This is a genomic window from Kitasatospora sp. NPDC127111 (genome assembly GCF_042677465.1).
Lineage (GTDB): Bacteria > Actinomycetota > Actinomycetes > Streptomycetales > Streptomycetaceae > Kitasatospora.
The window spans coordinates 162600-175051 of record NZ_JBHXTG010000008.1 but is presented as its reverse complement, the minus strand read 5'-3'; the positions used below and the strand labels follow the sequence as shown (position 1 = coordinate 175051).

10 protein-coding genes are annotated in these 12452 nt (G+C 73.1%); 5 read left to right on the top strand and 5 right to left on the bottom strand.

What is annotated here, in order from left to right; all coding sequences use genetic code 11:
• Window positions 1-292 precede the first annotated feature (292 nt).
• Window positions 293-1372, top strand: coding sequence for a DMT family transporter (locus ACFVHB_RS08125; RefSeq protein WP_380316927.1), 1080 nt, complete (start codon window positions 293-295; stop codon window positions 1370-1372).
• A gap of 122 nt (window positions 1373-1494) precedes the next feature.
• On the opposite strand, the gene lepB is transcribed toward ACFVHB_RS08125, so the two are convergent.
• Window positions 1495-2103, bottom strand: a complete 609-nt coding sequence (gene lepB / locus ACFVHB_RS08120; protein WP_380316894.1) for a signal peptidase I — start codon at window positions 2101-2103, stop codon at window positions 1495-1497.
• Between the two features lie 461 nt (window positions 2104-2564).
• A complete protein-coding gene (locus ACFVHB_RS08115) occupies window positions 2565-2927 on the bottom strand; it encodes a chorismate mutase (RefSeq protein ID WP_380316892.1) in 363 nt (120 codons plus the stop codon).
• Between the two features lie 316 nt (window positions 2928-3243).
• Between ACFVHB_RS08115 and ACFVHB_RS08110 the strand changes: the two genes are divergently transcribed.
• Both ACFVHB_RS08110 and ACFVHB_RS08105 read left to right on the top strand, forming a co-directional pair.
• The gene (locus tag ACFVHB_RS08110) at window positions 3244-3669 is read left to right on the top strand and encodes an OsmC family protein (RefSeq protein ID WP_380316889.1); all 426 of its coding nucleotides are present in this window, start codon (window positions 3244-3246) and stop codon (window positions 3667-3669) included.
• A 418-nt stretch (window positions 3670-4087) separates the two neighbouring features.
• Window positions 4088-6400: a putative bifunctional diguanylate cyclase/phosphodiesterase gene (locus ACFVHB_RS08105; RefSeq protein ID WP_380316886.1), complete on the top strand. Its 2313-nt coding sequence runs from the start codon at window positions 4088-4090 to the stop codon at window positions 6398-6400.
• A gap of 159 nt (window positions 6401-6559) precedes the next feature.
• Here ACFVHB_RS08105 and ACFVHB_RS08100 read toward each other — a convergent pair whose 3' ends face one another.
• Window positions 6560-7675 carry an LLM class flavin-dependent oxidoreductase gene (locus ACFVHB_RS08100; protein WP_380316883.1) on the bottom strand — a complete coding sequence of 372 codons (1116 nt, stop codon included), beginning with the start codon at window positions 7673-7675 and terminating at the stop codon, window positions 6560-6562.
• A 550-nt stretch (window positions 7676-8225) separates the two neighbouring features.
• Here ACFVHB_RS08100 and ACFVHB_RS08095 point away from each other — a divergent pair.
• Complete coding sequence (locus tag ACFVHB_RS08095) at window positions 8226-8822, top strand: DedA family protein (RefSeq protein WP_380316880.1); 597 nt, start codon at window positions 8226-8228, stop codon at window positions 8820-8822.
• A 228-nt stretch (window positions 8823-9050) separates the two neighbouring features.
• Entirely contained in the window at window positions 9051-10334 is a 1284-nt protein-coding gene (locus ACFVHB_RS08090) for a hypothetical protein (RefSeq protein WP_380316877.1), read from the top strand.
• Window positions 10335-10397: 63 nt separating this feature from the next.
• Here ACFVHB_RS08090 and ACFVHB_RS08085 read toward each other — a convergent pair whose 3' ends face one another.
• Both ACFVHB_RS08085 and ACFVHB_RS08080 read right to left on the bottom strand, forming a co-directional pair.
• The gene (locus tag ACFVHB_RS08085) at window positions 10398-11303 is read right to left on the bottom strand and encodes an alpha/beta fold hydrolase (RefSeq protein ID WP_380316874.1); all 906 of its coding nucleotides are present in this window, start codon (window positions 11301-11303) and stop codon (window positions 10398-10400) included.
• Window positions 11300-12412 (bottom strand): branched-chain amino acid ABC transporter permease, encoded by a 1113-nt coding sequence (locus ACFVHB_RS08080; protein ID WP_380316871.1) that lies wholly within the window; start codon window positions 12410-12412, stop codon window positions 11300-11302. The genes ACFVHB_RS08085 and ACFVHB_RS08080 overlap by 4 nt, the downstream gene beginning before the upstream one ends.
• Window positions 12413-12452: the final 40 nt, after the last annotated feature.

The following is a 12452-nucleotide window of genomic DNA, read 5'->3' as shown; positions in this document are numbered from 1 at the left end:
GGAGAGCTACCTCGCCGGCCTCCACCTCCGCGGCGCGGTCATCTGGATCAAGGACCTCACCCGGGCCCACTGATCACGACCGAATACCTGCCCTAGGGGGCGGGGTCCGGCTCGGGTTCGCTGCTGCCCTGACGTCGTTCCGGCGGCTCGCTCCCGTTCCCCCTCCAACCGAAGTCCGTTCCCTGTGAACCTGCCGCTGCGCACAGATGGCGGCAGGACCAAATGACGAAATGGCGCCTTACAAAACCGATGGCATGACTGTCACAATGCGTTGGTGTACAGCTCAAAGCCCCTGCTCGGCCGATCTCCGGGCAGAACCCTCGGTCTCACCCTCGCCCTGGTCTCCGCCGTCGCCTTCGGGGGCTCGGGGACGGCGGCCAAGCCCCTGATCGAGGCCGGCCTCTCCCCCCTGCACGTGGTCTGGCTGCGGGTCACCGGCGCCGCCGTGGTCCTGCTCCCGCTGGCCTACCGCCACCGCGACGCGGTGCTCCGGCGGCCCGGCCTGCTGCTCGGCTTCGGCCTGCTCGCCGTGGCCGGCGTCCAGGCCTGCTACTTCGCGGCCATCTCCCGCATCCCGGTCGGCGTCGCCCTGCTCATCGAGTACCTGGGGCCGCCGCTGCTGCTCGGCTACGTGAAGTTCGTCCAGCGCAAGCCGATCAGCCGGGGCGCGGCCATCGGCGCCGGCGTCGCCGTCGCCGGGCTCGCCTGCGTGGTGGAGGTCTGGAACGGCCTGAGCTTCGACGCCCTGGGCGTCCTGTTCGCCCTCGGGGCGGCCTGCTGCCAGGTCGGGTACTTCGTCCTGGCCGACGCCGGCAGCCGGGGCGACCGTCCGGTCGAGCCGCTCGCCATCAGCGCCTACGGCCTGCTGATCGGCGCCGTCGTGCTCACCGCGTTCACCCGCCCCTGGACCGCCGACTGGAGCCTGCTCGGCGGGAACGTCGTCATGAACGGGCACTCGCTGCCCGCGCTGCTCCCGGCCGCCTGGATGGTCCTGATCGCGACCGTGCTCGCCTACCTGACCGGCGTGATCGCGGTCCGGCACCTGTCGCCGCCGGTCGCCGGGGTGGTCGCCAACCTGGAGGCGGTCGTCGCCACCCTCCTGGCGTGGGTCCTGCTCGGCGAACACCTGGGCGTGCCGCAGACGGCGGGCGGCCTGCTCGTCCTGGCCGGCGCCTTCGCCGCCCAGGCGAGCAAGCCCGCGGCCGTCGCGGAGACGCGCGTGGTGGAGACGGGCGTGGCTGAGGCGGGCGCGGTGGACGCGGGCGCGGTGGACGGCGTGGCTGAGGCGGGCGCGGTGGACGCGGGGGCGGTGGACGCGGGCGCGGCTGAGGCGGGCGTGGTTCGGGCGGGCGGTGGACGCGGGCGCGGCTGAGGCGGGCGCGGTTGGGCGGGCGGTGGACGCGGGCGGTCCAGGCTCCCTCGCGTTGGGCGAGCTGCGGGCGCGTGCGGCCACCGGCTCAGGGGTCGGGGCCGGTCGGCCGCCGGGCCCGGGGGTCAGTGGCCGACCCAGCCGAACCAGTCGAGGTGATTGAGCGGCCACACCACGGCCGACACCGGGCCGACCACGTTGTCCACCGGCACCGCGCCGCCACCCGGGCCGCGCTGGTGGTACCGCGAGTCGGCGGAGTCGCTCCGGTGGTCACCCTCCACCCAGACGTACCCCTGGGGCACCGTCACCGGGCCGAAGTCCAGCCCCGCGCAGGAGTCGTCCCCCGGGTGCAGGTACGGCTCGGCCACCTTGGCGCCGTTGACGGTGAGCGTGGTGCCCGAGCACTGCACGGTCTGGCCACCCGTCGCGATGACCCGCTTGACCAGGTAGTTGTCGTCCTTGGGCGGCACCAGGCCGACGAAGCCGAGCGCGGAGCCCAGCGCCCGGGAGAACGGGTTGCCGTCGATCGGCTGCGGCGGCAGCCAGCCACCCGGGTCCTTGAAGACCACCGGCTCGCCGGGCTTCGGCTCCCAGCCGGTGAGCGGCGCGAACTTGTTCACGCCGACCCGGTCGCCGATCCGCAGGGTGTTCTCCATCGATCCGGACGGGATGGTGAACACCTGGAACAGACAGGTCTTGATCAGCAGCGCGACGAGCAGCCCGACCGCGGCCATCGCGGGAATCTCGATCCACCACGGCCGGTGACGACGCCCCGCCCGCCGCGCCTTCGAGCCCTTGGCCCGTGCGGCCCTGCCCGCCTTCCCCGTCCGCGCCCGCCGGGCCGCGGCACGGCCCCCGACGGGAACGCCAGGGGCACCAGGGGCAGTGTCGCTCGGGGCCTCCGGAGCGCCGGGATCACCGGGGCCGGGATCACCGAGGCCGGCGCCCGCAGCCGGGGCCTGACCGGCTCCCGCATCGCCGTGCGTATCGGGCAGGTTCACCGCCATCGTCGCTGCTCCACCTCTCCGGCTGGGGAACCTGCACGGTACGCCACCTGGGAAGCCTCGCGAAATCGGGCATTTACCCCCATCCGACAACAACACCGGCCGTAGGTGGGGCGGCGGGCCGGCGGGACACCCGCCCGGGTGATCCCCCGGCCGGCCCCGACGGCGGCCCGGGTGGCCCCGCGGAGTCGTCAGCCGGCGACGTTCTGGCCGGTCACCGCATCGCTGGCGATCTTCTCGTGGTGCCGGATGACCTCGGCGATGATGAAGTTGAGGAACTTCTCCGCGAACACCGGATCCAGGTGCGCCCCGGCGGCCAGCTCCCGCAGACGGCGGATCTGGTCGCGCTCCCGGGCCGGGTCGGCCGGCGGGAGCTTGTGGTCGGCCTTGAGCCGCCCGACCCGCTGGGTCGCCTTGAAGCGCTCGGCCAGCATGTGGACCACCGCGGCGTCGATGTTGTCGATGCTCTCGCGCAGACTGGTCAGCTCGGCCCGCACGGCATCGTCGATCCCCTCGGGAAGTCCGGCATCGGGGGTCGTGGGGTGATCCGTCATCGGGGCGGCTCCGCGGCTCTCTGGTGGGTGGGCGCCCGGCCGTCCGAAGGCCGGGGATCAGGCCCGGGCAAATCTAACAGGGCCCCCGGTGCAGATCATCATCATTTGGCGCAACCGTCCACGATCCGGACAGGGGACGGACGACTGCCCGGCCCACCTCCCCGTCCGGCCCCCACCCGGCCCCGAGCCTGCGGAAATTCCCGCCGCGGCACCCCGTGGCGCTACTTGTGGCCGCCCCCGGGCCAGCCCGTAGGCTGGTGCGCGGCATGACCGGAAGTGACGAATCAGCAGTCCCTCAGTGATGGAGGTACCGATCGTGGCAACCACCCGCACCGCGCACACCGTCTGGGAAGGCAACCTGCTCGACGGCAAGGGCGAGGTGACCCTCGCCTCGTCCGGCATCGGCACGTACCCGGTGTCCTGGCCGGCCCGCGCCGAGGCGGCCAACGGCAAGACCAGCCCGGAGGAGCTCATCGCGGCCGCGCACTCCGCGTGCTTCTCGATGGCCCTCTCGCACGGCCTGGCCGGCGCCGGCACCCCTCCCGCCAAGCTGGACACCCAGGCCGACGTCACCTTCCAGCCCGGCACCGGCATCACCGGCATCCACCTGACCGTCACCGGCGACGTGCCCGGCCTCGACGAGGCCGGTTTCGTGAAGGCCGCCGAGGACGCCAAGGCGAACTGCCCGGTCAGCCAGGCCCTCACCGGCACGACCATCACCCTTACCGCCAAGCTGGCCTGACGCCCAGAAATCTCGCCGCGCCGTCACGGTAGGCGCGCTCCCGGCGCTCGACCAGCGCCCGGGGGCGCACGTTGGAAGCACGCGCCCTTGGTGCACATCATGTGATGTACACCAAGGGCGTCTGCACGTACCGCCGCACATAATCCGAAAGCGGGCGAATCACCCTGGCGGCGGTTACCGCGCGTTGCCGTCGCGTCCTATGATCGGCCGCAGCGCCCTGTTCTTCACGCGGATCCCCACCCGAGCGCTCCACCGTGAGCACTCCGCACCGGACCGCGAGGACCTCGACAGAGTGCGGGAGCCGGCCGCCGCAGTTCCGGGTGACCGGCCGGACCAGCCTTAAGCGTCAAGCGTCAGCAGCGGACGGGAGCATGCCGTGCCGGGCCAGAACGAGGGGGCCGACGCACACCACCCAGGCGTGCGGCACGAGGAACCGCAACGCCACCTCCGGTCGCCGGTCCTCCGCCCCGCCAACGGCGCCCCCTCCCACGGTGGCCCCGTCAACGGCGACCCGGTCAACGGCGACCCCGTCAACGGCAAGCACTCCCACGGTCGGCACGCCAACGGCGGGCATGCCAACGGCGGTGCTGTTCACGGTGGTTCAGGCCGTGACGGCCACGCCAACGGCGGCCCCGCCGGTGGCCCGGCCGTCGACACCGTGACCGGCCTCCCGGGTACGGGCGGCGCGGAGGTCATCCTCTGCCCCACCTGCTCGGCCCCGCTCAGCAACGGGACGCACCGGCCCGCCGACGGGTCCGATCTACCGCCCGGGGGGACGGAACGACTGCTGGCCGCGCTGAGCGCGAGCGAGTCCCGGTTCCGCGCCGCCTTCTGCGACGCCGGCATCGGCATGGCCCTGATCGATCCCGAGGACCGGATCATCGAGGTCAACCCCGCCTTCGCCGCCCTGGTCGGCTGTGGGGCCGGCGAACTGGTCCGCACTCACATCCATGACGTCATCGACCCGGAGGGCATGCCGGACCGCCTGTTCCCCGAACTGGTCGGGGGCGGGCGCGAACGGCTCCGGGTGGAGAAGCAGCTCAGACACCGCGAGGGCCGCACGGTGTGGAGCAAGGTGACCATCTCGCTGATCCGGGACGGCAAGGGCAATCCGCTCTACACGCTGGCGATGGTCGAGGACATCACCGAGCAGCGCCGCCTCGGCGACCGCCTGGAGTACCAGGCCCTGCACGATCCGCTGACCCGGCTGCCCAACCGGACGTTCTTCTTCGAACGGCTCGACGCCGCCTGCCTCGCGGTGACCGGCCCGGTCGGCGGCGGGCCGAGCACGGTCGAGGCCACCTCGCCACCCGCTGCCGACCCGGTCACCGTCGGTGCGGGCACGGGAGATGCGGCCACGGGAGACACCGCCCCGCCAGCTGTGACCACGACAGATGCGGCCGCGGCAGGCGTGGCCGCGGCAAGTACGGCCGCCCCGGACGAGCGCCGGGTGGGCGTCTGCTACCTGGACCTCGACGGGTTCGCCGCGATCAACGAAACCCTCGGCCACCACATCGGCGACCAGCTGCTGATCGCCGTCGCCACCCGGCTGCGGCGCGGGTTCTCCGGACACGGCACCCACCTCGTGGCCCGGATGGGCGGCGACGAGTTCGCCGTCCTGGTCACCGACAGCCGGGGCAGCGACCAGCTGACCGAACTGGCCGCCCGGATCCTGGAGACGCTGGAACGGCCCTTCGACGTGGCCGGCCACCGACTGGTGGTGACCGCCAGCGTCGGCGTCGTCGAGCGCTCCGTGCACGAGACCACCCCGACCGACCTGGTCAAGGACGCCGACGCCACCCTCTACTGGTCCAAGGCGGACGGCCGGGCCCGCTGGACCCTCTACGACCCGGACCGGGGCGCCCACCAGCTGACCCGCCAGCTGCTCGCCACCGCGCTCCGCCCGGCCCTGGAACGCGGCGAGTTCACCATCGAGTACCAGCCGCTCGTCGGCCTCGCCGACGGGGCCGTGCACGGCGCGGAGGCCCTGGTCCGCTGGCGTCACCCCCGGTACGGGACGCTCTCCCCGGACCGCTTCATCCCGCTCGCCGAGGAGTCCGGCGCGATCGTGCCGCTCGGCAAGTGGGTGCTTGAGGAGTCCTGCCGCCAGGCGCAGCGCTGGCTCACCGAGTTCCCCGGGACCGAGACCTTCGTCAGCGTCAATCTGGCCGCCCGTCAGATCTGGGACTCCGACGTGGTCGCCGACGTGGCCCAGGCGTTGGAGAGCACCGGCCTGCCGGCCCGGCTGCTGCAGTTGGAGATCACCGAGAGTGCGCTGCTGGGGCCCGGCGGGCGGCCGCTGCAGGCGCTGCAGGCACTCGCCGACATGGGCGTCCGGATCGCGATCGACGACTTCGGCACCGGTTACTCCAACCTGGCGTACCTCTCCCGACTGCCGGTGCACGTCCTGAAGCTGGACGGCACGTTCATCGAGGGGTTCCGCGACCCGGCCCCCGCCGGCCGGCCGGAACTCCCCGGCTTCGGCTCCCGCCGGAGCGACGCCGACGAGCAGATCGTCGGCGCGATGGTGCAGCTGGCGCACACCCTCGGCCTGACCGTCACCGCCGAGGGGATCGAGAGCGCGGCGCAGGCCGAGCGACTGCGGCTGACCGGCTGCGACACCGCTCAGGGCTGGTACTTCGCCCGGCCCGGCGAGGCCGAACTGGTCGCGGCCATACTCCGGGAGAACCGGCCGGTCCCGGACGACGCCCGCGGACCGCGCCGGCCGTAGCGCCGGCCGGGGCCCTGACCTTGGTGCCCGGGCCGACCCCGACGCGGGCGGCCGGGACGCCACGGCGGGCGCGGGGGAGCGCGGAAGGCGCCCGCGCGTCGGGGCGGACCTCCCGGCTCCCCGCGACGCCGGCCCGGGGCGGGCCGTGACGCCGGGCGGTCAGGCCGTGGCGGTCTCCCCGGTGAGGCCGTACGCCCGGGCGATCAGCCCGTACGAGCGGTGCCGGGCCTCGTGGCCGTGGATGTGCGAGGTGACCATCAGCTCGTCCACACCGGTCCGCTTGCGCAGCGCCTCCAAGCCGTCGGCGACCTCTCCGGGCGAGCCGAGGACGACGTTGCCCAGCCAGTCGTCGATGAAGTCGGCCTCCACCGGGCTGTACGGGTAGGACTCGGCCTCCTCGGGGGTGGGGATCGGGCCGGGGTTCCCGCGGCGCAGCCGGAGCATCGCGAGCGCCGCCGAGCGGGCCAGCCTGCGGGCGGTCGCCTCGTCGTCGGCCGCGACCGCGCTCACGCCGAGCAGGGCGTACGGCTCGTCGAGGACGGCGGAGGGGCGGAACGACGAGCGGTAGAGGTCGAGGGCCGGGACGGTGTTGGCGCTGCTGAAGTGGTGGGCGAACGCGAACGGAAGGCCGAGCCGCCCGGCCAGCTGGGCGCTGAAGCCGGACGAGCCGAGCAGCCAGACCGGCGGCCGCCCGTCGCCCTTGGGGACGGCCGTGAGCCGGGCGTAGGGGTGACCGGGCGGGAAGTCGCCGTCCAGGAAGTGGGTCAGCTCGGCGAGCTGCTGGGGGAAGTCGTCGGCCCCCTCGCCGAGGCCACGGCGCAGGGCCCGGGCGGTGGCCGGGTCGGTGCCGGGGGCCCGGCCGAGCCCGAGGTCGATGCGGCCGGGATGCAGGGCTTCGAGCAGGCCGAACTGTTCGGCGATCGCCAGCGGGGCGTGGTTGGGCAGCATGACCCCGCCGGAACCGAGCCGCAGGGTCGTCGTGTGGGCTCCGAGGTGGGCCAGCAGGACGGCCGGGCTGGAGCTGGCGACGCCCGGCATGCCGTGGTGCTCGGCGACCCAGAAGCGGTGGTAGCCCCACTCCTCGGCGCTGCGGGCGAGGGTCGTGGTCGCGGCCAGCGCCTCGGCCGGGGTGCGGCCGACGCCGACGGTGGCCAGGTCCAGGATGGAGAGCGGCGCGGGCGCCGTACCGCGGGCGGTGCCCCGGATCGCCGTGTCCCGGATCGCCGTGCCGGCCCGCGGCTCCGGTCCGCGCTCCTGCTGGTCCTCGCTGGTCATGCCGTCCGCCCTCCTGCTGCTCCGGTGGCGTCCTGGCGGTCGCGTTCGGCCGCCGGGAGCGGCCGCCTCCCTGGCGGGCGGACGCTGCTGCCGACGGAGGTCAACCACGCCGCCGGTTGCGGTGTTCCCCGCGGCCGCGGTGGCCGTTCTCACGTCTCACGTGGGCGCGGCCCGGCATCCGCCCGGCCCAGCGTCGGGCCGCCTATCGACCGTTCGGCTGACTCAGAGCCAGCAGCCGGACACGCGTGGCGACTTCACGCCAGCGCGGGAAGTCGCCAGCCGCAGGGCTCGCGATCGGCGGGCGTCGTCCGGCAGGCTAGGGGGGCAGAGCGGGTCACCCAACCGGATCCGCCCTTCCACCTGCAAGGTCATCGGGCTGGACCAGCGCCGATCGATCCCCGCGAGCCCCTGGAGCGGCACCCCGCTCCAGGGGCTCGCGCCATTGTGAGGCGCAGCACAGCCGGGGTGCTTCATGGCATGAAAAGTCGAAGCGCTAGCGTTGTCCCCTGCAGCCATCTGCTCCTCCGGGCAGCCTGGAGGGAGTCGGACCTTGGACATCTCAGCGGTGATCGGATCCTCATGGATCTGCGCCCTGGCGCTCTGCGCCGTGCTGGGCGACGCCTTCCTCCCCTTCATCCCCAGCGGGACGCTGGTCATCCTGGCCGTGCTCAAGACCTCCCAGATAGACGGCGCGCCGGTCCTGCTCGGGCTCGGCGTGGCGGTGGCCTCGTTCCTCGGCGATCTGCTGCTGCTCCGGCTCGCCCGGCGCGGCGCCCCTTCGGTTCAGCGGCGGCTCGAACACCGCCCGAAGCTGGCGGCCAGCGTGGCCCGGGTGCAGCACGCGCTGAACGACCGCACCACCGGGGCGGCCGCCGCGATGGTGGTGATCGCGCGGTTCGTGCCGGCCGGGCGGACCGTCCTCGACCTGGCCATCGGCCACTCCCCCGGCCAGCCGTACCGGTTCCTCCGCTGGTCGGCGCTGGCCGCACTGGTCTGGGCCGCCTACATCGTCACGCTGGGCTGGCTCAACAGCCACTGGTTCGACACCGCCTGGCTGAGCCTCGCGGTCTCCTGCGCCGCCGCGACCGCGGTCAGCACCGCCATCGCCCGGATCGTCCGCCGCAACCGCCGGCTCGTCACCATCTGAGGCACCGCCCGCCCTGCCCCTGGCGAGCGTCACAGGACGGCAACAGAAGACCGGTCTCCGCAGCCTCCGGGTGCCCGGTCCGCGTATTGACTGTCAGCGGACCTCGGCACCTTGGTGACCCCCGTGTCCGCATGACATGCTGACGGCGAAATACCTATTAATTGCCCGATATGACCGGTGCGGCCCGCGAACGCCGTCACCACCCGGCCAGCGGCACCAGGGGAGACCATGACCGAGATCTCGCGTAGGACCGTGCTCAGTGCCACCGCCGCGACTGTGGCCCTGGGCGCCGTGACGGCTTGCTCCAGCGGCGGATCCGGTTCCGGTTCGGGGTCGAGTTCCGCCCCCGCCCCGGGCGGCAGCACCACCGGCAACGGGCAGACCGGCAGCGGCAGTCCGAGCAAGGGCGCTCCCAAGGGCACGCCGATCGGCGACGGTTCCACCTCGGACACCGGCCCGCAGCCGAACCAGCCCAAGGCGGAGAAGCTCAAGCCCGGTGAGCGGCCGCCGCAGTTCGTGGTGTTCTCCTGGGACGGGGCCGGCGGCACCGACGACAACCAGTTCCCCCGTTTCCTCAAGCTGGCCGAGGAACACAAGGCCTCGATGACCTTCTTCCTCTCCGGGATCTACACCCTCCCGAAGGGCAAGTCCGACCTGTACCACCCGCCGAAGCACTCGGTCGGCGCCTCCGACATCCCCTACCTCTCGGACGGTGCGGTCAAGACCACGCTCAAGCTGATCAGCCAGGCGTGGCTGGCCGGTCACGAGATCGGCACCCACTTCAACGGGCACTTCTGCTCCAGCCGGCCGGACGGCAACGGCGTCAACAAGTGGACCCCGGAGGACTGGCAGAGCGAGATCGACCAGGCGATATCGTTCGTCACCCAGTGGCGGACCAACACCGGCTTCACCGACGTCGACCCGCTCCCCTTCGACTACAAGAAGGAGCTCATCGGCGGCCGCACGCCGTGCCTCGAAGGGCAGAAGGCCCTGCTGCCGACCGCGGCCAAGATGGGGTGGAAGTACGACGCCAGCTCCTCGGGCGGTCAGCAGATATGGCCGCAGAAGGTGCAGGACGGCAAGATCTGGGACTTCCCGTTGCAGAGCATCCCGTTCCCCGGACACACCTTCCAGGTGCTGTCGATGGACTACAACATCCTGGCCAACCAGTCCGCCGGCAGCACCAAGGGCGACCCGGCCAAGTACAACGACTGGCGCACCCAGGCCCGGGACTCCTACCTCGCCGGGTTCGACCGCGCCTACAACGGCAACCGCGCCCCGCTGTTCATCGGCAACCACTTCGAGCAGTGGAACGGCGGCATCTACATGGACGCCGTCGAGGAGACCCTCAAGACCATCGCGGGCAAGCCGGAGGTCCGGCTGGTGTCCTTCCGGCAGCTGGTCGACTGGCTGGAGGCGCAGGACCAGTCCACTCTCCGCAAGCTGCGCACGCTGAGCGTCGGGCAGGCGCCCGCGGGCGGCTGGGAGTCCTTCCTCGGCACCGCGGGCTGAGCGGCCCGCCGGTGGCTCCCGCCCAGTGGCGGGAGCCGTGACGGACCGGCGTTCCGGGGACCACTATCCGGCGGCGGGCCCGGAGCCGAGCAGGCGCCGGACCACGGCCTCCGCACCGGCCGGACCCCAGAGGATCGAGTAGTGGTTGGTGTCCGGCACCAGCTCGGCCACCACCCGGGCCCGGTCCAGCCCGGCCGTCGCGATCCGCTTGTCGTCGTAGAGGGCCTGGGGTTCGTCGAGCAGGCCGCGTTCCGCCCACAGCAGCTCACCGGGGCAGGGCAGCCGGTGCACCGCGGTGGCCGCGTCCTCGTCCAGCAGGACCTGCGCGCCGTCGGTCTGTACGGCCTCCAGTACGCAGGAGGAGCGCAACTCGGGCTCGGTGCCGATGAGATCGCGTTGGGTGTACGCGTCGATGTCGTCCGACCAGTCGGCGTTGAAAGCCGGGTGTTGCCGCCAGAACGCGCGGTAGGCCGCGCGGTCCGGGAAGGTCATCGACAGCCGGGCCAGGGCCGGGCCGAGCACCGCGGCCAGGACGTCCTCCTCCCGGAGGCCCTCCGGCAGCGGGAACGTGATCGCCCCGTCGACCAGCACCACCCGGCTCACCAGGCCGGGGTGCCGCACCGCCGTCAGCGCGGTGATCCAGGCACCCATGGAGTGCCCGACGACCACGGTCGGCCCCAGGCCGAGCGTGGTGATCAGGGCGGCCACGTCGTCGGCGTGCCGGGTCAGGCCGTACGGCCCGCCCAGGGCCCGGCTGGCCCCGCGCCCGCGCAGGTCGGGTGCGAGCAGCGTGGCCCGGCCGGCGAGTCGGCGGGCGACCTCGAACCAGGCGAGTCCGTTGGCGGTGATGCCGTGCACCGCCACGACGGTCGGCGTCCCGGGCACGGTGGCGGGCCAGCGGAGCACGGCCAGCTCCCCACCGGGCACGGGAACCGTCAACTGCTCGGGCTGCTGGGGTGACTGGCTCACGCGGGGCTACCTCCTTCGGGACGGGCACCGGCGGCGCCGGCACGGCCGGCGGACCGGGCCGAGCGGGTGGAGCGGGCGGCGCGGATGCGGGCGGGCAGTTTGGCCAGGCCGCCGGGCAACAGGTAGACCACGGCGACGAAGAGGCCGCCGAGCAGGAACAGCGGCTGGGAGAGCGGGACGCGCAGGACCGCGGGCAGGCCGGCGATGGCCTCGGAGTTGGCGAGGTCGCCGAGCCGGTGACCGGCCCAGGTGTAGATGACGCCGCCGAGCAGCGGGCCCCAACGGGTACCGGATCCGCCGAGGACGACCATGACCAGCAGGGAGAGCGTGGCGTCGGAGGTGGCGGCCTGCGGCGTGGCGCCGCCGGTCAGCAGCAGGTAGACCACCCCGCCCACGGCGGCGAGGGCTCCGGCGAGCACGAAGGCGACCAGCTTGTAGCCGTAGGGGCGCAGTCCGAGCACCTCGACCCGGCGTTCGTTCTCCTTGATGCCCTCCCAGACCCGCCCCGCCGGGGAGCTGACGGCCCAATGGACCGCGGCCAGGGTGAGCACCAGGTACGCGACGGCGACCCAGTAGAGGTTGGCGGTGTTCTCGATGCCCAGGAAGGCCGAGGGCAGTCGGCCGGCCGGCGCGGACCGGCCCTCCTCGCCGCCGGTCACTCCGCCGGGGTTGCGCTGGACGAGGATCGAACCCGCCTGTGCGAAGGCCAGGGTGACCATGGAGAACCCGATACCGGTGACGCGGAGGCTGACCGAGCCGAGCAACAGGGCCAGCGCGACGGCACAGGCGATGCCGAAGAACGCCGCTGCGGCGAAGGGCAGTCGGAGCTCGAGCATGCCGAGGTTGGTGGCGTAGAGGCCGGTCGCGAAGTAGAGCGCGTGGCCGAAGGAGAGCAGGCCCGTCCGGCCGAGCAGGAGGTCGTAGCCGGTGGCGAGGGCCCCGTAGAGCAGGCACAGGGCGATGAGTTGGAGGCTTCCCGGGCTGCCGAGCGGGCCGTCGAGCAGTCCCGGGACGGGAAGCGCACTGTATGGGGCGACAAGGAGCAGGATCAGCAGGGCGATCGGCCACCAGCGTAGCGCTCGGTGCACCCTTGTCGAGCGCTCGGTCATTGATTCACCTGTTCGAGGGATGGTGCCGGCCTCGATCGTC